We start from the raw sequence: 20,337 nt of genomic DNA, 5'->3' as shown, positions 1-20,337 counted from the left end.
ATGTCGCACCGCGCCATGTTTCGGAGGCTTCTCACCCGGCCGCCGTTCTCCACGTTCTGGGTGCCTCTCGAAAACGCGGCCAGCTCACCCCATATCGGTCATTTTCCGTTATGACTCCGCGTACAGTCTCAAACTCCGATCCCGACACCGAGGAGTGAACAGACGTGCGCCCTCCCGCCCATGACCTGCCGGACCATCGCAGTCGCGTGAGAGGTTGCCTGCTGGGCGGCGCGCTCGGCGACGCGCTGGGAGCTCCCATCGAGTTCGAGTCGATCGGCCGGATCCGTCATCAGCACGGCCCCGAGGGAGTGACCGGGCTGGTTCCCGACTGGCGCGGCGCGGTGGGCCTGATCACCGACGACACCCAGATGACGCTGTTCACCGTGGAGGGGTTGATCCGCGGGGGCGATGTCGGCGCGGTCCACCGCGCCTACCTGCGCTGGCTGGACACCCAGCGGCATCCCTCCCCGCCCCCCGGCTCTTCTGGGAGCGACCCGATCCGCACCGGCCTGCTCCGCGAGCAGAGGTGGCTCTACTCCCGGCGCGCCCCCGGGAACGCCTGCCTGTCGGGCCTGCGACACCGGGGCGCGGTCGTCCCCGCGCCGTTCGGTGAGCCGGGTCCGGTCAACCCCGACTCCAAGGGCTGCGGAACGGTGATGCGCTCGGCCCCGTTCGGCCTGCGCGCGCAGAGCCCCCTGCGTCCCCGAAGCCCCCTGGGCCCCCGGCACGCCTTCGACCTGGCCGCCGAGTGCGCCCAGCTCACCCACGGCCACCCCACCGGCTACCTCGCCGCCGGCGCCTTCGCGGCCGTCGTGCACTTCCTGGTCACTCCCGCCGGGCAGAGCGACCTCCCCGTGGCGGAGGGCGAGCCGCTCGCGCGGGCCGTACGGCAGGCGACGGACCTGCTGGAGACCTACCCCGCGCACGAGGAGACCAGCCGGGCGCTGCGCGCCGCCGTGTCCCTGGCGGCGAAGGGAGACCCGAGCCCGGAGCGGATCGAGTCACTCGGCGGGGCGTGGGTCGCCGAGGAGGCGCTCGCCATCGCGGTCTACTGCGCCCTGGCGCACCCCGCGCCCGGCGACGTCGAACGGGCGCTACTGCTCGCGGTCAACCACTCCGGCGACAGCGACTCCACCGGGGCCCTCTGCGGCAACCTGCTGGGCGCCCTGCACGGCGAGGCCGCGCTGCCCGCCGGTTGGCTCACCCGTCTGGAGGGCCGCGACGCCATCACCGAACTGGCGGACGACTTCGCGGCCTGGTCCACCGGAGATCACGAGATCACCGACGCCTGGCTCAGGAGGTATCCCGGTCCCTGACCTCGGGGACCGCCCGCTGCTCCACGGATGTCGCGGGAACGGCCGGCAGGGATTCCAGGTCTTTGCGGAGGGTGCCGGTGATGGCCAGTCCCGTCTGGCGGGTCAGGGGGCCGTCGTGGGAGATCCCGAGCTGTACGGCCAGATCCCGGCCGTACAGGTCGACGGTGGCCTCGACGAGGTCGGCGAGGACCGCGGCGGCCTGGCGGGCCCTGACCCGGGCGGTGAGAGCGATGGCGACGGTGACCGGGATCGCGGGCCACCACCACCAGCCGAGGGGAAGGTAGAGGATCGCCCAGCCCGCGAGGCGGGCGGCGGCGGTGTGGTTGTCGCGGGCGACGGTGAGCTCCGCCCGGGTCTGCTCGGGCATGATGAGCCACAGGCGTGGCCAGGCGGAGTCCAGATCGAGGTCGTAGGCGGCGTGGACACGCTGGTCGGCCGCGTACAGGCGATCGCCGATCCAGGTGGGCCGCTGCGGGCGTGTCAGGCCGATGGCGTTCCGCGCGCCGATCGCGTCGCCGACCTCGTGGGCCGGCGCGCCGGAGACCTGGGGCGCGGAGCCCGCTCCGGCCCGGACCGCGGCGGTGATCTCCCGCCGGACGCGCGCGTCGGCCTCGTCCCAGCGCTTCCTGCGGCGCTCGGTGAGCCGCCGGGCCAGCGGGTTGCGTCCGGGGGTGGTCCAGACCCGCTCGACCGCCTGCCCGAGTGCGGCGGCGGTCAGGGCCGCGGCGGCCGCCGCGGCCAGGATCCCGGCCGCGGCCAGCAGGACGGCGCCGGGGCTGGCGGAGGCCGGCTGCGCGGCGATCCGGTTGGCGGTGTCGCGAAGTGCCGCCACGTCCAGGGCGCGGCCGTGCCGCAGGGTGGCGGCCACCACGGCGCAGGTCAGATAGACCAGACCGGGGAGGACGAGGAGGGTCAGCCATCTCTCGGCCAGCTTCTTGCCCAACTCGGCCAGGAAGACGGTCATGTCGGTACCCGTACCAGCGCCATCGCGGTGCCGAGGGCCGCGCACACGGGTGGTGCGGACTCCCGCGTCACGGGTTCGACGCGGCCGCACCGCCTCACCAGGGGACAGGCCCACGCCTGCACCACGGGATGGCCGCCACCGGTGCCCGCCACCGGGCGGTAGACGCGCTCGGAGGTCGTCACGGCTCCCAGCCCGAACCTGGCCATCGCCTCGTCCAGCGCGTCCAGATCTCTTTCCAGCGCCGCGCCGTACTCGCCACGGCCGAGGGCGTCCACGACGGCCGCCAGCGTCTCACCCGCACCCGCCTGCTCGACGTACCCGGACAGGTCGTCGTCCGCACCCAGCAGGGCGCACAGGTTTCCGACTCGCTCCGCCAGCCCGTCCATGATCCTCACTCCCGGTATGCGCCATGGCGAGTGTAAGGCGTGCGGTTCATACGTGATCTAACATCAGAAAACGGCGAGGCGGGCAGGGTCATCACACGGTGCCGGTACCGGGAGGACGCCAGTGCGAGAGCTTCTTCTGGCCGCGATCCGCAGGCGGATCCTGGCGCTCCCGACCACCGGGGACCCCGGACGGCTCCTGGGTGCCGACGCCCTGGACGAGGTGAGACGGCTGCTGGAGCTCGTCGGTGACGTGGCCGGCGACATGGAGGTCGCGCACACCGTCGGCATGCTGTACATGTTCCGCTGGCAGTCGCTGTCCGGGGGCAAGGACGACGACGACATGCGGACCGCGGTGATCCTGCTGGCGCAGGTCCACCGGGTCGCTCCCGACCGCGTTCCCGAACCGTTGCGAACCTACTTCCGGCAGAATCCGAGCGTGGTCGCCGGCTTTCCGAAGCTCGGCGAGGACGGGCCCGAGCAGTGGACCGAGCAGGCTCGGCACCTGCTCGGGCGCGCCCGGCGAAGCGGGGATCCGGCCCTCGCCGTCGAGGCCGTGAACCTGCTGCGGCGCGCCCTGGCCGCCACCCCTCCCGGCCACCCGGACCATGTCACCGGCCGCGCCAACCTCGGGTTCGCCCTGCGGACCCTGTCCGGGGCGACCGGGGACCCGGAACCCACCCGCGAGGCGATCTCACTGTTCCGCCAGGCCCTGGCCGCCGCCCCGCCCGGCCACCCGGATCACGGTTACGTTCTGGCGGGCCTCGCGATCTGCCTGCAGAGCCTGTTCTGGCTGGCCGGCGACGTGGACGCGCTGACCGAGGGGGTCCAGGCGTACCGATCCGCGGTCGCCGCCACCCCACCCGGACACCCCGAGCACGCCAGACGTCTGGCGCGGCTCGGGGCCGCCCTGCAGGCGCTGTTCGAGCGGACCGGGAACGTGGACACCCTGACCGAGGCGGTGGAGGCGGGCCGGGCCGCGGTCACCGCCACTCCCCCCGGACACCCCGACCGCGCCGGGCACCTGAACGAGCTCGGGGTCGCCCTGCGCCTGTCGTTCCAGGTGACGGGGGACCTGGGCAGGGTGACCGAGGCGGTGGAGGCGTACCGGGAGGCGATCGCCGCGACCCCTCGGAACGCCCCCCACCGGGGCAGGGGCCTGCGCGAGCTCGGGATCGCCCTGATGGCCCTGTTCATCAGGACCGGGAACGCGGATGCCCTGACCGAGGCCGTGGAGGCGAACCGGGACGCGCTCGCCGTCACCCCGCCCGGCGACCCCGACCGTGCCGGCTACCTGCGTGACCTCGGGAGTGCCCTGATGATCCTGTTCGGCCGGACCGGGGACACCGGCACACTGACCGAGGCGGTGGAGGTGTGCCGGGCCGCGACCGCCGCCGTCCCTTCCGGCAACCTCCGCTACGCTCCGTGCTCCATGCTGCTCGGCAACGCGTTGCGGCTGAGATTCGAGCGGGCCGGCGATCTGGAAGACCTTCGGGAGGCGGTGCGGGCGAACCGGGACGCGCTCGCCGTCACCCCGCCGGAACACATCAACCACACCGCGTACCTGAACACCCTCGGCATGACTCTGCTCGACCTGGCCAAGCGGACCAAGGATCCGGACGCCGAAGCCGAGGCGCTGGAGCTGTTCCGCCGGTCCCTGGCCGCGACCCCGGTCGAACACGCCGCCTACACGGCGTACTCGGCCAACCTCGGAGCGGCCCTCGGCAGGATGTTCGAGCGGACCGGAGACATGAACACCCTCGGCGAGGCGGTGCGGGCCTACCGGGACGCGCTCGCCACCACCTCACCCGAACATCCCGTTCACGGCGAGATCTCCCTCGCCCTGGGGCGGGCCCTGTGGAGCTCCTTCGAGCGGACCGGAGATCCGGATGCACAGCGGGAGGCCGGCGCCCTGTTCACCCGGGCCACCGCCTCGACGGCCTCATCGGTGAGCACGAGATTCAACGCGATGAGAGGAACGGGGGTGCTGGCGATGGCGGCGGGGGACGCCACGACGGCGCTCACCACACTGGAGAACGCCGTCGCGTTGCTATCGCAGTTCTCGCCGCGCCGGCTGTCGCGGGCGGATCGCGAACACGGCCTGGGAAGAGCGGCCTGGGTCGCCGCGGAGGCGGCGTCCGCGGCGATCGGGGCGGGACGCCCGGACCGGGCGGTGGAACTGCTCGAACAGGCTCGCGGGGTGCTGCTGGCCGAGACCATGGGGGCCCGGGGAGATCTCTCCGATCTGCACGCTCACGCGCCGGAGCAGGCGGCGGAGTTCGTACGGCTCCGCGACGAACTGGACGCCACGGACCCTTCCGGCTTCGACCCCGCCACCGGCGGCCCGGCCCTTCCTCCCATGACCTCGCCCGGCGGTGAAGCGGTCGGTGAGACCCGCGAGGAACAGGCACGGTGGGCGATCCGGCACCTCGCCGACCGGCGCCGGCGGCTGGCCGACGAGTGGGAGGAACTGCTCACCCGGATTCGCGAGGTTCCCGGCCTGGCGACGTTCCTGCTCCCGCCGCGGATCGACGACCTGCGCGGACAGGCGGCCGACGGACCGGTGGCGATCGTGAACGTGAGCAACTTCCGATGTGACGTGCTGATTCTCACCTCGGACGCCGGACAGCCGGTCAAGCTGGTGGAGCTGCCCGGCATCACCATCGGCGACGTGGTCGAACAGGTCAACCGCTTCCAGTCCGCGCTCGCCCTCACCACCGGCTCACCAGGCGAACGGCTACGGGGCCAGCAGCAGGTGCGAGCCGTGCTCTCCTGGCTGTGGGACGAGATCACCGGCCCCGTGCTCTCCGAACTCGGCCTGACCGGCCCGGTCGAGGTGGGCGGTAGGTGGCCGCGTCTGTGGTGGTGCCCGGTCGGGGAGATGGCGTTCCTGCCGCTGCACGCCGCGGGCCACCACGGTGCGGCTCCGCCGGACACCGGCGAGGACGATCTCCACGACACGCCGCCGACGGTGATGGACCGGGTCGTCTCCTCCTACACGACCACCCTCCGCGCGCTGCGCTACGCCCGGCAGGCCCACCGCGACTCCCCCGGACCGGATGCCGGCCGGGGAAAGGGCGCGCTGATCGTCGCGATGCCGGAAACCCCCGGTGCCCTCGTCTCCGCCCTGCCGGGTGCCCGCTCCGAGGCACAGCGCCTGACCGAGTTACTCCCCGGCTCTCTCCTTCTCACCGGACCGGCCGCCGACCACGACGGCGTGCTGGCCGCGCTGCCCCGTCATCGCATCGTCCATCTGGCCTGCCACGGGCTCAGCGACGCGAACAACCCCGCCGCCGGCAGGCTGCTGCTGTACGACCACGAGACCAGACCGCTCACCGTCACGGCTCTGGCCCGGCTCCACCTCGCCCGTGCCGACCTGGCCTACCTGTCGGCGTGCGGCACCACGGAGACCAGCCAGCGTCTGGCCGACCAGGCCGTCCACATCACCGCCGCCTTCCAACTGGTCGGCTACAAGCACGTCATCGGCACCCTGTGGAGCATCAACGACAGGGTCGCCGTCACCGTCGCCGACGAGGTCTACACCCACCTCACCGACGGCGGTACGACCGAACCGCGCAGCGAGCGAGCGGCCCATGCCCTGCACCACGCCATCCGGCGGCTCCGCGACGACTACCCGGCCAGCCCGACTCTGTGGGCCTCGCACATCCACGTCGGAATCTAGCGTTGTCCGGGGCGGGCCGACCGGGGCGGAACGGCTGTCACCAGGGGACGGGACCTGCCGCGTCGAAGTAGCCACCGGTGGGACCGTCGGCGCCGACCATGGCCAGGCGCACGATGACCTCCGCGCCCTGCTCGACGGTCTGCACACCGTTGTGGCCGTTGAGGTCGGTGGCGGTGTAGCCGGGGTCCACCACGTTGATCCTGATCTTCGGGTACGCCTTGGCGTACTGCACGGTGAGCATGTTGAGCGCGGCCTTGGAGGAGCAGTAGACCAGGGCGGGTATCTTCGACTCGAAGCGGGTGGGATCGGTGGTCACCGCCAGCGAGCCCAGACCGCTGCCGACGTTCACGACGACGGGGGCGTCACCGGCTTCGAGCAGCGGCAGGAACGCGTGCGTGACGCGCACGGCGCCGAAGACGTTGGTCTCGTAGACGGTCCTGGTGTCGGAACCGGTGACCTCTCCGACCGGTTTGCGCGGTCCGGCGATACCCGCGTTGTTGACGAGGACGTCGAGGTGGCCGACCTGCTCGCGGACGACCGCCGCGGCGGCCTGGACGGAGTCGTCGTCGGTGACGTCGATCAGCAGCGGGCGGGCCTCGCCCGCTCCACCCCGGGCGTTGAGGCTCTCCACCGCCTCCTTCCCGCGCAGTTCGTCGCGTGCCCCGAGGTAGACGGTGTGTCCCGCCGCGATCAGGCGGCGGGCGGTCTCGAAGCCGAGCCCCTTGTTCGCTCCGGTGATCAGTGTGGTTGTCATGCCCACCACTGTCGTCGGCGCGGAACCGCACAGGTAGTACCTCGCGCTTCCTGGGAACGGCGGTACCAGGCAACGGACGCCGCCCCGGACAGGAAACACCGGGAATCCGTCCTGCCTGGTACAGGCGGTACCAGGCAGGGGCCGGAGAACCATCGCATACTGGATGAATGACCGGGAACGGAGAGCTGGGTGCCGCGCTTCGGCACTGGCGGGACCGGGTCGGCCCGACCACGGTCGGCCTACCGGCCGGCGGCCCGCGCCGGGCGGCCGGGCTGAGGCGCGAGGAGCTGGCGATGCTCGCGGGGGTGTCGGCCGACTACATCACCCGCCTCGAACAGGGCCGGGCCTCCTCCCCGTCCGCGCAGATCCTCACCGCGCTGGCGCGGGCCCTGCGGCTGTCCGCGACGGAGCGGCAGCACCTGTTCCTGCTGGCCGGCCGGCCGCCGCCCACCACCGGGCAGATGTCGGCCCACATCACGCCGGGGGTGCGGCGGCTGCTCGACCAGCTGGACGGCACCCCGGTCAGCGTCCACGACGCAGCCTGGACCCTGCTCGATTGGAACCCGCTGTGGGCCGCGCTCTTCGGGGACCCGTCCGTGCTGCGCGGACGCGACCGCAACCTGCTCTGGCGCCACTTCTCCGGCGGGTCCGGTCGCGTCAGCCACACCGCCGAGCAGGAGGCCCGGTTCGAGGCGGCCACGGTCGCCGACCTCAGATCGGCGACCGCCCGCTATCCCGCCGACGCCGACCTGAGATCGCTCGTCACCGACCTGCGGAACCTCAGCCCCCGTTTCGCGGAACTGTGGGACGCGCACGTCGTCGGCGTCCACGAGTCGGACACCAAAACCGTCGACCACCCCGAGCTCGGCCCGCTCACGCTCGACTGCGACGTGCTCACCGTGCACGGCAGCGATCTCCGCATCGTCGCCTACACCGCCGCCCCCGGCAGCGAGGCCGCCGACAGGCTGAGACTGCTCGCCGTCATCGGCATCCAGAGCATGTCACCGTCCTGACCCTCGGCGGATCGAAGACCACCGACGACCACAGCCGGACGTTGTTGCGCCAGGTGATGGCGATGGACGGACGGCCGGAGGCGCGTGCCGGCCGGCGCGCCAGGCCCAAGTACGCCACCAGCGCGGCGACCAGCCCGAGGCCGGTGTGGGCCGCGAAGACCGCCCACACCGGCAGTCCGGGTATCGCCATGACGGCTGTTCCGAGCCCGAAGGCCACGGCCAGGACGCTCAACGCGGCGCGTGGCGGCAGCCGGTCGGCCGCGGACGTCCTTGCCGTAAGCCGGTTCGCCGTCTCCGCCCTCGCCGAGACCACCGCGGGCCTGCTGACCTTGGCGACCGGTATGGCCGCGCATCCGGGCGAGCGTACCTGGCTCGATGCTCATCTGCCCGCCTGAAACCGCGGCCGGGATTGTCGGAGCCGGTTGGTAGTCATGGCGGTGCCCCCTATCGCTGGAGACGACCGTTGACTTCTGACATGGGCCTTCTCGACGAGCTCTCCGCCGAGCAGCTCGGCTGGCTCGGCGACCTCGACCGGACCCGCGCGGACGTGTTCGCCCGGCTCGACGAGTTCTACGTACCGGAGCAGTGCTGGCCCGCACCGACGTTCACCGAGAAGGTCACCGCCGCGCTCGGGTCCGATCTCAGCGACGCGCAGTGGCGCGCGGTGGGAGTGTGGGCGCAGTTGCGGATGAGCATGCCCCGCGACCACCGCCCCGGCTCCGCGCTGCTGGCCCTGCGGGTCTCCGAGCGGAGACCCGCCTGGACCGGTGACGAGATCGAACTGCTCTGGCGGGCAGCGGTCGAGCCGATCCTGCACGGTTACGCCCACGAGGCCCCGCTGCTCATCCCGTGGGCGGTCACCAGGAAGCTCACCCACGAGGAACAACGCCGCCATCTTCCCACGATGCGCCGGATCCAGGAGATCATGACCGCCCACCCATGGCACTCCGGCTCGCGGCTCAAGCGCGACATGGACGTCTTCCTGGCCGGGCACGCCGAGAACCCCGTAACGGCCGCCACCTGCCTGGTCGGCGGCGGCGACGGCTTCGCCGCCCTGCTGGTCACCGAGTACGGCTCGCGCCTCGGTGACCCGCGGACGTTCCCCCTGCTGCGCCACTGGATGACCGCCACCTCGGCGCGTCCCAAGCCCGCCTGGCTCGGGCAGGCCGCCGACCTGCTCACGCCGGACGCCACCGCGCTCATCCGGGAGATCCTGGGTCGGGTGCCCGCCTATCGGGAGTCGACGGTCCAGCAGCGATACGGCGATCATGTACGGACCACGACGACATACCTCCATGAACGCACCGCCACACTGCTGCGTGGCATGGTGTGGACCTGCGAGCTGATCGGCGAGCCCTGGACGGTCCCGCTGCTCGGAGAGGTGGCGCTGGCGGCGGGCACCGGAATCGGCGGGTCCGGACCCAACTCGCGCTGCGAGATGCTGGTCAACGCCGCCCTGCTGGTACTGGGCCGGAACGGCGGCCTGGAGGTGGTGGCTCCGCTGGCCCGGATGCAGGCCAAGGTCAGGAGGAAGTCGATTCTGGCGAAGGTCGCACAGGTGCTGGACACGGTGGCCGTCCATGCCGGGCTCAGCCGCGAGCAGTTACTCGACCGGACCGCGCCGACGTTCGGACTCGGCCTCGACGGCGTACGCGAGGAGAGGGCGGGCGAGCACGTCATCCGCCTGGCGCTGAACGAGGCGGGCACACCGCTGCTGACCTTCCTCAACCCGGCAGGCAGACCAGTCAAATCAGTGCCGAAAGCGGTCAGGGAGAGCCACGGCGCGCTGCTCTCCGAGTTCAGGAACACACTCAAGGAGATACGCGGGACCCTGCCCACCGAACGGTTCCGCGTCGAGCGAGCGCTTGCCGAAGACCGGGTCTGGCGCTGGGGTCAGGTCGAGGAGTTCTTCCTCGACCACCCCGTCACCGGCGTCCACGGCAGGCGGCTGATCTGGCAGATCCTGCAGGGTCCCGCCGGGACACCGGTCAGGGCCGGCGACGGCTGGGAGCTCACCGACCCGCTCGGCCGCCGGATCCAGCCTCGTGCGGACACCCCGATGCAGCTCTGGCATCCCATCAGGGAGACCGTCGAGGAGGTCCGCGCCTGGCGCGACCACCTCCTGGAGATCGGGTCACGGCAGCCGTTCAAGCAGGCATTTCGCGAGGTCTACCTGCTCACCCCGGCCGAGGAACGGTCCGGGGCGCTCTCCAACCGCTTCGCCGAGCACCGGCTGCGGTACGGCCAGGCCAAGGCGCTGCTGTCCGAACGTGGCTGGACCGGTCTCTCGCTCGGTCACTGGGACGCGGCGGGCGGCTCTGAGCAGGGCGAGGCCGTCAAGGACGTCCTCGGCTGGCAGGCGCGCTGGGACATGCACCTTCCCTGGGAGTCCTGGGAGACCGACGGTGGTGGCACCGCCGCGTTCTGCGTCAGTGGCCCGATCCGGTTCTACCGCACCGACGAGGAGTCGTCGCAGGAGGAGTTCCGTAGACCGGCACCGCTGACCGAGGTGCCGTCGCTGGTGCTGTCGGAGGTCATGCGTGACGCCGACCTCGCCGTCGGTGTCTCCTCCGTCGGTCTTGACCCCGAAGGGCAGGGCGACTACTGGCAGTCCTACAACTTCGGCGATCTCACCGAGACCGCCGAGATCCGTCGCGACGCCCTGGCCCGGCTGCTCCCCCGCCTGCGCATCGCCGACCGGGCCGAACTCACCGACCGCTTCCTGCGGGTCCGCGGTGACCTGCGCACCTACCGGATCCACCTGGGGTCGGGCAACATCCTGATGGAGCCCAACGACGCCTATCTCTGCATCGTCCCCCGGGGCGGGTCCGACTCGGTCTTCCTGCCGTTCGAGGAGGAGGGCGGCATGCTGTCGGTCATCATCTCCAAAGCGTTCCTGCTGGCCGACGACACCGCGATCACCGACCCGTCCATCACCCGTCAGATCAAGGTCTGACCCGATGTCCGCACGCCTCGTCCCTGCCCTCGGGCGCCGAGGCCCGGCTATGGAGGGTGACGACAGGCGAGACGACCTGGCCGAGCAGAACGGGCCGTGTCCCCTCGCGATGCGAGGGGACACGGCCCGCGGCGGGTCTCCACCGGGTGTCTCTAGCGGAGCGAGGCCAACCGGTCCGCCGCCACCACGGCGACCCACACCATCGCGGTGATAGCGCCGATGGCCAGGGTCAGCGATCCCGCCTGCCCACCCGACATCGCCCAGATGTCGCCGATGGCGAAGACCAGGCCGCTGAGCCGCGAGGCGGCGGCGAAGCCGGGGCGGCCGACGCGGGAGAAGTGACGGCCCAGCACGAAGCAGGCGGCGATGAGCGCGGTGAACGCGATGGATCCGGCGACCATGTGCATGAGGCCGCTCCCGCTCAACGTACCCGTCTGGCCCAGCGGGGTGCCTGCCGGGAAGCCGTCGCCCGGGTCCATGACGAACACCCCGGCGGCGGCCATCGCGACGCCGTTGACCAGGATCAGCCTGGGCGCCCAGGTGCCGCCGGGCGTGCCGCGCAGCACGCGGCGCAGGCCGATCGCGCCCGCGATCGTCAGAGCACCGCTGACCAGGAAGTTGGCGATCTGCAGCCAGCCCAGATCGCCGGTGCTCAGCATGCTCAGGGGGTGACGCGTCAGGTCGAAGCCCTCGCGGGTGAAGGCCTGGGCCAGCGACACGACCGCGAAGAGGGTCGTGGCGGCGACGGAGCAGGTGAGCAGGGCGCGCGTCGCGGGGATGACGGGGATGACGGTGCCAGACTGGACGGCGGTCATTGAGATTCCTCTCTGGTGCGACGGGGATCCGTCGCCGTACTCGGTCCGCCGGTCTCACCCGGCCTCGCTGACGCGTCGAACGAGGGGGCCGGGAATCGACACTGCCCCACCGTCACGCCCCTGGACTGCGAATACGCCACCCCATGCGCATTCCCTGTCACATCGGGCCGCGACCCGGGGCAGGCACCGACTCCGCCGCGCGGCTCGGGCCCACCGTACGGACCGCTGCCGGACACCGGGCGAAGGAACCGCTGGAGCCCGGCCGGGCAGGCCGGACTACGGGCTTTACCTCACCCCAAGGGCTGCGCGAACGCCTGCAGACGATCAACCAGGACCTGCCCGTGCCGGGAGTGGAGGCCGGCCTGCCGAAGCAGTCCTCGGCATGCTCGGCCGTCTGGACAGGTACGACAAGAAGGTGGCCGACGGGCACCGGAAGGTGATCGGCGACGCCCTGGCCACCGCGGTCGGCGCGCAGCCGGTCCTGCTCGGCTCGGAGTGGCAGGCGGGCGACCTCAAGAAGGCGCCGGACGGCGAGCCGGCGACCCTGCTCCGGTACGGCATGTTCCCCGCCGCGTGGCTCACCGAGATGGCACGGGGCAGGGCCGGAAAGCCGGTCGGCGACGGCGACGGCACCCTTCCCCGGCACGCCTGTGCCGATCCCGGGCGGTCACCGGGCGGCGCGGCGGGCCTGAGCCCGGTAGTGGTCGAGGACGTCCTGGCGGAGGAGGTGACCGAAGCCCGCGGCCTCGATGCGCAGGCCGAGCTGCGGCTCGGTCACGCCGAGCGTGACGGCGGTGTCGGCCAGGTTCCAGTCGGCCGCGGCGAGCCGGGTCAGCAGATGACCGCGGCGGACCTGGTTCTCCGACAGACGGAACGTCTTGAGGTACGCGAGCCGGCCGGCGCCGTCGGTGACGAGCTCGCCGATGTGGTTCTCACGCCGACGTTCGAAGGGCGGCAGGAAGCGGGACAGCCGATACCCGCCCATCTGGTAGACGCGCCGGTACGTGTAGTCCGCGTCCAGCAGCCCGCCCGCCATGACCCGGTCATGGAAGGCCGCCCACTCGTCCTGCTGCCGGCGGGCCCGCGCGCGCAGGTCGGCGAGCGAGTGCACCGTCGCGTCCATGATGCGGGCCCGGAAATCGGGCACCGGCCCGCTGAGCATCGCGTAGTGGTAGATCAGCTCGCCGTACAGATCGTGCACGAGGGTCGCGTACAGGGCGCGGTAGTCATCGGGATGCGGCACCACGAACGCGGCGGCGAGCGCGTCCGCGACGTAGACGAGGACGCCGCACTGACCGGGGTGGATCTCGAAGACGCGAAGGGCGTCCTCCAGGCCGCCGACCTCCGCGCCCACGTACGCCTCCTCGACGCGAGGCGAAAGCCCGTGGCTGATCGCGCGGTGCGACCATTCCTCCCACACGATCTCCGGGCCGCCGAAGTGCAGCGCCAGGTAACCCTCCAGCGCCAGGTGCAGCGGCAGGAAGCGCAGCCGGTTCCGGTCGGCTCGGCGAGCCATCCGGCGGTGGAACCGCAGCGGCATCCGGCCGGGCGTGCGGTCACGCTCGGCCGGCCCGCGCAGCTGGGTTCCGTACGCCGCGGCGGGGGTGCCGTCGCGCGTCCAGCTCGCCACGAACCCGTGCGGAATGTAGGAGAAGTACTCGGTCCGCGAGTCCACCTCGACGACGCCGGACTCCGCGTCGTAGAGGCGGGCGTCGAGCCGCAGGTCCTCGATCGGCTCCTCGCGGACCAGCGGGACGAGCCGTACGCCACCCCAGACCTGCGCGGGGCGGGTGGTGAGCCCGGTCAGAGCGAGATCTGTCATGCGTCCTCCCGCAGGAACCCCTCGACGCGGCGCGCCAGGTGGGCACGGAGCTCGAAGATCCCGGTGCGCCCCTCCGCGAACCGGGCCAGTTCCACCAGGGCGACCAGGTTCTCGGCGTCGCGAATCCCGGCGGTCGGGACGGTGGGCGCCAACCGCCGTACGTCGAAGTCGGCGGCGTCGTACACCGGGTTGAGGTGCACGACGGCGCAGGTGTGGTCCGGGTCGAGCCGGGTGCGCCAGATCCGCAGCACCTCTCCCGCGAGCCCCGGCGGTGAGTTGTCCCATCCGTCGGAGACGATGACGAGGCGCCCGGACCCGCGTTCGAGGCCGTCCAGGATGCGCTCGCCGAGCGGCGTCGCCCCGTACGGATGGACGAGCAGCGCGTCCGTACGACCCGACAGCCACAGCGGCGTGTACTCGGCGGCCAGCGCCTCCAGCAGGAAATGGCAGGCGAGCGCGACGGCGAGCGGACGGCGGCGCTTGTGCCCCGAGCCGTACGCGGAGAAGCTGTCGTCGAGGACGGCGGCCACCGCGCCCCAGCTCCCGGCCTGATCGCCCGCGGTCCGGCGGGCGGCCGCGCGCAGCGCCGCCGTCAGCTCGGCGCGGCGGCGCACGCGATCATCCAGTGAGAGGGCGAGCACGTACGACGCCAGCCGGGTCAGCGGCATCGTGGTGAGGTCGGCCCGCACCGCGTCGACCTTCAGGCCGCGCGCCGACTCCTGCAGGCGCAGCCGCTCCAGCCGGGTGAGCCGGGGTGCGATGCGCTCCAGGAAGGTGGCGCGGGCGATGCGGTGCTTCGCCGCGAACCCCTCCGCCACCGTGTAGGGCAGCCTGTACAGCGCGGCCTGCTCGTAGTGGGCCCGCCGCCAGGTCTCCAGGATCGGTGTGGTGTAGGCGGCCGGCCGGTGCGGGGTGAACAGGAACGGCCCCAGCTCCCCGGCCGGGCTCAGGTGGGCATGGCGGACGGCGTCCCTGACGGCGCCGCGGTACTTCACCGCGTCGAACGCGAGGTCGGGACGTGCGGCCAGCCAGTCCCGCATGATCGCCCTGGTCCGCCGGTTGTTGACCCTGGCGCGGCGCAGCTCGCGAAAGAGCCCGTACACCCGGGGCGGCGGCAGCAGGGCCAGCCGCCGGGCGATCAGGCGCCCCTCGGCCCGGCGCTGCTCCAGGTCCGCCTCCCCCGCCGTGACCAGCAGGTTTCGAGCGATCAGTACGGCGTTGTGATCGTTGACGTCCAGGGCGAGGGTGGCCGCGTACAGGTCGCGGTAGTTGCCCAGCAGGTACTCGTGCAGGAAGTCCAGCGAGAGGCTCTGCTCCTCCGCGCCGGAGTGGAACTCACGCTGGCCGGTGGCGGTGATCGCCGCGTTCACGAACAGCAGGACGTCCTCGGCGGCGATCAGATCCGCACTGGTCTCGATCTCCGCCTCCCGAGGTGGTGTACGGGGCCGGCCGGGGAATGGGGGCACGAGCTGCGAATCATCGCTTCAAAGGCGGGTCCCGGAAGTCGCACCGAAGTCCCGCGGCCGACCCCGGAAGGCTAGCACCGACATATCCCCTTCTTCTTCCTTATTTCCCGCCGCTGTGCGGCCCGTCTCGCCATCGGTACGTCCGAATGAACCGGCCCCGGTCACGGAATGGGCGATGCCGGCCATCCTCGACGGCCGCACCATCTGCCACGTTCTCGTCACCCCTGGAAGCTTCCAGGTTCCCGTACCCCCACCCCGTGTTCGATCATTTGATCGAGTAACCGTCTTCCGGGCAGACCGTCGAACCGGCCTTGCCGGGATCACCTTCGGCGACCGCGACCGAGTTGTCGATTCCCAAAGAAAAACCACGGAATCGACCAGACCGGCAGCACGCCGAATCGGTTCCCTCACCACCGGAAATACAGGAGAAAAGGAAGAGATGAAAACATCCCGCCGCCTGGCAATCGCCGGTAGTTTGCTGCTGACCGCGACCGTGGCGCCGTTCGCCGGTGTCCAGGCCGCCCAGGCCGCCGTGTCGTGCGGCTACACCACCGTCACCGTGGATCCCCTGATCACCCACAAGGGGGCGGGCACCCCCTCGCAGAACAACGGCCTCACCTCGTTCCGTGGCCGCGTGTTCCAGCTGCGCACGGAACCGACCTTCGACTACAGCCAGGGCAACATCGCCTCCGGCTACAAGTCGGGCGACAAGGTGTGGATAGACGTCTCCGAGAACCAGGGACAGAGCTGGACCCAGTGCGGCCCGTACTACCGCGACCGGACCTACTTCTCCTACCACAAGGGGAAGTGGATGCGCGTGTGCGTCAATGTCGACGGCATCACCCAGTGCGCGACCAACGGCAACAAGACCGGCCCCGGCGGAAGCAAGTGGTGGGACGACTGACCTCGATCCCACAGAACGAACCGGGTCGGCCAATGGGCGCTGTTCCGGCAAGCCCGTCAGTGGCCCGCAGCACAGGAGCCACCGGTGGAGGCGACGGAGACCCGTTCCTGGTGAGAACCAGGAGTTGAACCTGACCTCGGCCCTCTGCCCGCTCGGCAGAGGGCCGAGGCGAAACGACGGACAGTTCGGATACGACATAATCGCCCTGCCCGTTGCACGCCGATTCGAGGAGCGTCATGACCGGTTCCGGGGCGGCGGGATGGTTCGGCGTCAGCGCGCGCGGCTGGGCCGATCGCGATGTGATCCGCGCCAGGCTGGAAGCGGGCGCCGACCCGAACTCGGGCGCCTACGCCTTCGGCGGCTATAACGGAAAGCCGTTGCACCTCGCGGCCGAGTGGGGAACCCCTCAGTCGGTGACCGAGCTGGCCGGTCACGTCGACGACGTCGACGCCGAGTACGACGACCGGACCGCCCTGTGGGTGGCCGTCTTCGCCCACCGCCTGGACAACGCCCGCGCCTTGGTCGCCGCCGGAGCGGACCCGTGGCGGCCCATGATGGCCGGATGGTCTCCTGGACGACTCGCCCTCGCCGGTCCGGCGCCCGACCTGTTCCCGGTCCCCGCCGGGCACCCCGGCCTGTCCCCCGCCGAGGCCGCGACGGTCACGGAGGCGCGACGCCTGATCGCCGCGCTGGGGGAATTCGACGAAGAAGGCTTGAGCGTGGCGTGCGTGGCGAACATCAGCGCGGCCGAGGCCGCCCGGCGGCTGGCGGCCCGGCCGGCCGATGACGCCGACGTCGAGGCGGCCCTGGACGATCCGTGGTCCGACTTCGACGGCAGTCTGAGGATCGTCGGGGTCACCGACGTTCCCGGCGGATGCGTCGTCACCCAACCATGGGGATACGTCCCCTCCACCCCCGAAGTGACCCTGCCGCTGTCCGTGGGAACCGTCTGCTACAGCATGGGCGCCAATCCCAAGAGCGGAAACCAGGGGGCCGTGAGCCGCGACGGCGTCCTCGATGACTCGGACACGCATCCCGGCGGCGGCGACGCCGGGGGCCACCTGACGGCCGACGAGATTCTCGCCGAGTACCTCTACCAGGGCCAGGCCGTGGCCTACTGCTGCGCGGCGGCGGGGCTGCGACCGTCCGACGCGCGGGCCGTCGTCGGCCCACCGGATCTGTGGTTGCGGCTACCGGAACGAGACCGCTGATCCCCGTCTACGCCTGTCTCAGCGGTTCTCAGCGGTGGTGGGCCGGGTGCGGAGTCGTGCGCGTCACGGGCTTCGAGGAGGGCGGAGAGGTGCTCCCCGCTCCAGGCGCGTGCGGCCGCGATGAGGGTCAGCAGGCTGCGCCCCAGCGTCGTCAGCTCGTACTCGACCCGGGGCGGGTTCTCGTCGTACGCGGTGCGGGTGACCAGACCGTCGCGTTCCATCGCCCGCAGGGTCTGGGTGAGCACTTTCGGAGTGACGCCGCGCAGCGGTCCCCGCAGTTCGTTGAACCGCCGCCGGCCGCCTTCGAGACAGAGCACGACCATCGCGGTCCACTTGTCGCCGATCTGTATCGGCATGGCGCTGGACGGGCACACCGGGTCGAACATCTGCGGGTCCAGGGGTTCGATCATGGACACGAGGCTATCCCGGTATCTTTGAGGTAACCAGTATCTCCCAGATACCGTCCTGTCCGGCGGCGACCTACGCGGCCGGATTGGAGCGACATGAGCGACATCGTCATCTTCGGGGCGGGAGGCCGGGCGGGACGGGCGGTCACGGCCGAGGCACGTGAGCGCGGACATCGCGTCACGGCAGTGGTCCGGGATCCGGACAGGTACCCCGGCATTCAGGCGGACGGCGTCCGCGTGGTGCGGGGCGACGTCACGGACGCATCGGCGATCTCCTCGATCGCGCCCGGCCATGACGCCGCGGTTCAGGCGGTGAGCCCGTTCTCCGGCCCGGAGCAGGGCTTCGCCGACCTCGACCCGCGGTTCTTCGTGAAGGCGGCCGACGCCCTGCTGCACGGCCTGGCCGAAGCGCGGGTGCCCAGGCTCGTCCTGGTCGGGCTGTTCGCGAACCTCCGCGACGCCCACGGGCGTCCGGTGATGGACGACCCCTCGGTCTTCCCCGCTGAGATCCGGCCGTTCGCCATCGCGCACACGGCCGGTCTGGACCGGCTCCGGGAGGCCGGGGACACCGCGGTCGACTGGCTCATGCTGACCCCGCCCGCGCTGCTGGAATCGACGGGCCCCAGAACCGGCCGCTACCGGATCGGGGGAGAGACCGTGCCGCAGGCGGCATCGGCGCACCTGTCCTACGCGGACCTCGCGGTGGCGGTGATCGACGAGATCGACACACCCCGACACCACCGCACCCGCGTCTCCGTCTTCGACTGAGCCGGCCCCGCGAGCGACCAGAGGCCGCTGAGACGAGGTCGTACAGCACGGCCGCGGACGCAATCTCGCGGGGGCGTCATCGATCGTCGAGCCCGTCGAGGAGCGCGCGGACCTTACCGGCCTCGGCGTGCTGCGGACCGTATCTCCGCTCCAGGTCGCCCAGCAGGTCACCCAGCGTGCGTCTGGCCTGGGCCCGGTTGCCCGAGCCGAGTTCCACCAGCCCGATCTGACGCCGGAGTTCGAAGATCCGCTCCTCGTCGGCACCGAATCGCCTCTCGTCGGCCAGGAGCTCACGGAACTGTGCCAGGGCGAGGCTCATCTCCCCGACCGCCGCATGGCAGTTCGCCTCCATCAACCGGCACCGCAGTGCGAGGTTGTTGCCCGGACCCTCCACCTTGGCGACATCGGCCGCCAGCCGCTGGAACTCGGGCGCCGCCCGGCGGTAGTCCCCGCCGAGGAAGAGCGCCTCGGCGAGCTCGATCCGCAGGTCCACCACCTCGGAGCTGGCCGAGCCGAACGAGCCCTCGGCGGGACGCATCACCTCCGCCAGCACATCCGCCGCCTGGGTGAAACGCGATTCCACCTTGAGCATCTTGGCATCCCGCCGAGCGCGTTCAAGGTCGTCGCGGTTGATATGCGCCGACTCTCCGGCGAGCCTGATCCGTGGCGGCCGTACCGGATCGGCGGGCCGGCGGTTCCGGTTCGCTCCCATGGGAGCGACGCGTCCGACGACCGCGGCGTACATACGCACCGGGTGCGGCGCGTCCAGGTTCACATAACCGGGAAAGGGCGGCAGCTCGCGGCAGAAGTCCAGCAGCCGCTCGTAGACCACCTCCGCGGTGGCCGGCCGTTCCTCGGGAGACTTGGCGAGCAGCCACAGGACCAGCCGCTCCAGACCTTCGGGGATGCCCTGCCTTCTGGCGCGTAGCGGCCGGGGCGGGACGTCCGTGTGGTTGCGCATCGAGGCCAGCGCGGTGGGGGCGGCGAACTGGTTCTCGCCGGCGAGCATCTCGTCCAGGATCACGCCGAGGGAGTAGAGGTCGCTCTGCGGGCCGGCGACTCCGGTCGTGGCCTGCTCCGGCGCCATGTACGCCGGTGTGCCGAGCACCTCGCCCGTTCTGGTGAGCCGGGTCGTCTCCGCGCCGGCCCGGACGGCGGCGATCCCGAAGTCGAGCACCTTCACCGTGCCGTCGGAACAGAGCATCAGGTTGGCGGGCTTGAGGTCGCGGTGCACCAGCGAGTTGGCGTGGGCCACGGCCAGCACCGAGCAGACCTGGGCGGCGATCGCCACCGCCCAGCCGACGGGCACCTCCGTCTCGTCGAGGAGCGCGGAGACGGAGGCGCCGTCGACGAGCTGCATGACGAGGTAGAGGTCGTCGCCGTGTGATCCGCAGTCGTAGACCGTGGGAACCCCCGGGTGCTCAAGCCGGGCGGTGATCCGTGACTCGCGCACGAAGCGTCTGGTCAGTTCCTCGTCGCTCCGGCCGTCGGGCAGTTTGTCGGCCCTGATGAACTTGATGGCGATCGGCCGGTCGAGGCGCTTGTCGTAGCCGAACCAGACCTCGCCCATTCCTCCCGAGCGACGCGACAGGGGGTCCAGCTCGTAGCGGGCCCCGATGATCGTCCGCCTGCTCAAAACCGCCCGCCTTCCGGAGATGTCGTGAATCCTCGGGATCTTCCGAGGAGACGCATAGGTTGATCGGCCGGACCACGGCTCGTGTTCCAACGAATGAGTGATTTCGTCGGCTAAAAGTGAATGATATTCAGAAAAACAGCAGATCGACGGTGGCCGAGGCGTCGGCGGTGCACTCGGGGAGCGGCTCGATGCCGTCCCGGATGCGTTTCGCGGCCTGCTCCGCCTGGTACACCGGCCCCG

Annotated in this window: 16 protein-coding genes; 8 read left to right on the top strand and 8 right to left on the bottom strand. The window is 71.4% G+C overall.

What is annotated here, in order from left to right:
• Positions 1–206 precede the first annotated feature (206 nt).
• Complete coding sequence (locus AB0K21_RS08295) at positions 207–1,316, top strand: ADP-ribosylglycohydrolase family protein (RefSeq protein ID WP_343975018.1); 1,110 nt, start codon at positions 207–209, stop codon at positions 1,314–1,316.
• Here AB0K21_RS08295 and AB0K21_RS08290 read toward each other — a convergent pair.
• Together AB0K21_RS08290 and AB0K21_RS08285 are read right to left on the bottom strand one after the other, a co-directional pair.
• Positions 1,294–2,280 (bottom strand): hypothetical protein, encoded by a 987-nt coding sequence (locus tag AB0K21_RS08290; protein WP_364148793.1) that lies wholly within the window; start codon positions 2,278–2,280, stop codon positions 1,294–1,296. The genes AB0K21_RS08295 and AB0K21_RS08290 overlap by 23 nt on opposite strands.
• Entirely contained in the window at positions 2,277–2,666 is a 390-nt protein-coding gene (locus AB0K21_RS08285) for a hypothetical protein (protein WP_364148791.1), read from the bottom strand. The genes AB0K21_RS08290 and AB0K21_RS08285 overlap by 4 nt, the downstream gene beginning before the upstream one ends.
• 121 nt (positions 2,667–2,787) lie before the next feature.
• Between AB0K21_RS08285 and AB0K21_RS08280 the strand changes: the two genes are divergently transcribed.
• On the top strand, positions 2,788–6,345 hold the full coding sequence (locus tag AB0K21_RS08280; protein ID WP_364148789.1) for a CHAT domain-containing protein: 3,558 nt from the start codon (positions 2,788–2,790) through the stop codon (positions 6,343–6,345).
• Positions 6,346–6,382: 37 nt separating this feature from the next.
• Here the strand turns inward: AB0K21_RS08280 and AB0K21_RS08275 are convergent, their stop codons facing one another.
• Positions 6,383–7,099 carry an SDR family oxidoreductase gene (locus tag AB0K21_RS08275; protein WP_343974303.1) on the bottom strand — a complete coding sequence of 239 codons (717 nt, stop codon included), beginning with the start codon at positions 7,097–7,099 and terminating at the stop codon, positions 6,383–6,385.
• A gap of 167 nt (positions 7,100–7,266) precedes the next feature.
• Between AB0K21_RS08275 and AB0K21_RS08270 the strand changes: the two genes are divergently transcribed.
• From AB0K21_RS08270 to AB0K21_RS08260, 3 genes are all read left to right on the top strand, one after another.
• Positions 7,267–8,112: a helix-turn-helix transcriptional regulator gene (locus tag AB0K21_RS08270; protein WP_343974306.1), complete on the top strand. Its 846-nt coding sequence runs from the start codon at positions 7,267–7,269 to the stop codon at positions 8,110–8,112.
• 62 nt (positions 8,113–8,174) lie between these two features.
• Positions 8,175–8,507, top strand: coding sequence for a hypothetical protein (locus AB0K21_RS08265; protein WP_343974309.1), 333 nt, complete (start codon positions 8,175–8,177; stop codon positions 8,505–8,507).
• A gap of 68 nt (positions 8,508–8,575) precedes the next feature.
• Positions 8,576–11,068 carry a DUF4132 domain-containing protein gene (locus AB0K21_RS08260; RefSeq protein ID WP_364148786.1) on the top strand — a complete coding sequence of 831 codons (2,493 nt, stop codon included), beginning with the start codon at positions 8,576–8,578 and terminating at the stop codon, positions 11,066–11,068.
• Positions 11,069–11,220: 152 nt separating this feature from the next.
• Here AB0K21_RS08260 and AB0K21_RS08255 read toward each other — a convergent pair whose 3' ends face one another.
• From AB0K21_RS08255 to AB0K21_RS08245, 3 genes are all read right to left on the bottom strand, one after another.
• A complete protein-coding gene (locus AB0K21_RS08255; RefSeq protein WP_364148784.1) occupies positions 11,221–11,883 on the bottom strand; it encodes a DUF998 domain-containing protein in 663 nt (220 codons plus the stop codon).
• Between the two features lie 667 nt (positions 11,884–12,550).
• Positions 12,551–13,705, bottom strand: coding sequence for a hypothetical protein (locus AB0K21_RS08250; RefSeq protein WP_364148782.1), 1,155 nt, complete (start codon positions 13,703–13,705; stop codon positions 12,551–12,553).
• The gene (locus AB0K21_RS08245; RefSeq protein ID WP_364148780.1) at positions 13,702–15,171 is read right to left on the bottom strand and encodes a hypothetical protein; all 1,470 of its coding nucleotides are present in this window, start codon (positions 15,169–15,171) and stop codon (positions 13,702–13,704) included. Before AB0K21_RS08245 ends, AB0K21_RS08250 begins: the two co-directional genes overlap by 4 nt.
• Positions 15,172–15,610: 439 nt before the next feature.
• On the opposite strand from AB0K21_RS08245, the gene AB0K21_RS08240 reads away from it, so the two are divergent.
• Both AB0K21_RS08240 and AB0K21_RS08235 read left to right on the top strand, forming a co-directional pair.
• Positions 15,611–16,075, top strand: a complete 465-nt coding sequence (locus tag AB0K21_RS08240) for a hypothetical protein (RefSeq protein ID WP_343974325.1) — start codon at positions 15,611–15,613, stop codon at positions 16,073–16,075.
• A 236-nt stretch (positions 16,076–16,311) separates the two neighbouring features.
• Positions 16,312–17,286, top strand: a complete 975-nt coding sequence (locus AB0K21_RS08235; RefSeq protein WP_364148778.1) for an ankyrin repeat domain-containing protein — start codon at positions 16,312–16,314, stop codon at positions 17,284–17,286.
• On the opposite strand, the gene AB0K21_RS08230 is transcribed toward AB0K21_RS08235, so the two are convergent.
• Positions 17,190–17,696 (bottom strand): helix-turn-helix domain-containing protein, encoded by a 507-nt coding sequence (locus AB0K21_RS08230; RefSeq protein ID WP_343974333.1) that lies wholly within the window; start codon positions 17,694–17,696, stop codon positions 17,190–17,192. The two genes, AB0K21_RS08235 and AB0K21_RS08230, sit on opposite strands and share 97 nt — an antisense overlap.
• 93 nt (positions 17,697–17,789) lie before the next feature.
• Here AB0K21_RS08230 and AB0K21_RS08225 point away from each other — a divergent pair, with 93 nt between their 5' ends.
• Positions 17,790–18,461 (top strand): NAD(P)H-binding protein, encoded by a 672-nt coding sequence (locus AB0K21_RS08225; RefSeq protein WP_343974338.1) that lies wholly within the window; start codon positions 17,790–17,792, stop codon positions 18,459–18,461.
• 76 nt (positions 18,462–18,537) lie between these two features.
• Here AB0K21_RS08225 and AB0K21_RS08220 read toward each other — a convergent pair whose 3' ends face one another.
• The gene (locus tag AB0K21_RS08220) at positions 18,538–20,097 is read right to left on the bottom strand and encodes a serine/threonine-protein kinase (RefSeq protein WP_364148775.1); all 1,560 of its coding nucleotides are present in this window, start codon (positions 20,095–20,097) and stop codon (positions 18,538–18,540) included.
• Positions 20,098–20,337: the final 240 nt, after the last annotated feature.

The sequence above is a fragment of the Streptosporangium sp. NPDC049248 genome (genome assembly GCF_040678965.1).
In the GTDB taxonomy this organism is placed as follows: domain Bacteria; phylum Actinomycetota; class Actinomycetes; order Streptosporangiales; family Streptosporangiaceae; genus Streptosporangium; species Streptosporangium fukuiense.
This window is presented reverse-complemented; position numbering and strand designations above follow the sequence as displayed.

Bases quoted from the DNA above. Each gene is read 5' to 3' on its own strand.
- AB0K21_RS08290 (WP_364148793.1), bottom strand. From the start codon at position 2,280: ATGACCGTCTTCCTGGCCGAGTTGGGCAAGAAGCTGGCCGAGAGATGG.
- AB0K21_RS08285 (WP_364148791.1), bottom strand. From the start codon at position 2,666: ATGGACGGGCTGGCGGAGCGAGTCGGAAACCTGTGCGCCCTGCTGGGT.
- AB0K21_RS08275 (WP_343974303.1), bottom strand. From the start codon at position 7,099: ATGACAACCACACTGATCACCGGAGCGAACAAGGGGCTCGGCTTCGAG.
- AB0K21_RS08270 (WP_343974306.1), top strand. From the start codon at position 7,267: ATGACCGGGAACGGAGAGCTGGGTGCCGCGCTTCGGCACTGGCGGGAC.
- AB0K21_RS08265 (WP_343974309.1), top strand. From the start codon at position 8,175: ATGGACGGACGGCCGGAGGCGCGTGCCGGCCGGCGCGCCAGGCCCAAG.
- AB0K21_RS08255 (WP_364148784.1), bottom strand. From the start codon at position 11,883: ATGACCGCCGTCCAGTCTGGCACCGTCATCCCCGTCATCCCCGCGACG.
- AB0K21_RS08250 (WP_364148782.1), bottom strand. From the start codon at position 13,705: ATGACAGATCTCGCTCTGACCGGGCTCACCACCCGCCCCGCGCAGGTC.
- AB0K21_RS08240 (WP_343974325.1), top strand. From the start codon at position 15,611: ATGAAAACATCCCGCCGCCTGGCAATCGCCGGTAGTTTGCTGCTGACC.
- AB0K21_RS08235 (WP_364148778.1), top strand. From the start codon at position 16,312: ATGACCGGTTCCGGGGCGGCGGGATGGTTCGGCGTCAGCGCGCGCGGC.
- AB0K21_RS08230 (WP_343974333.1), bottom strand. From the start codon at position 17,696: ATGATCGAACCCCTGGACCCGCAGATGTTCGACCCGGTGTGCCCGTCC.
- AB0K21_RS08225 (WP_343974338.1), top strand. From the start codon at position 17,790: ATGAGCGACATCGTCATCTTCGGGGCGGGAGGCCGGGCGGGACGGGCG.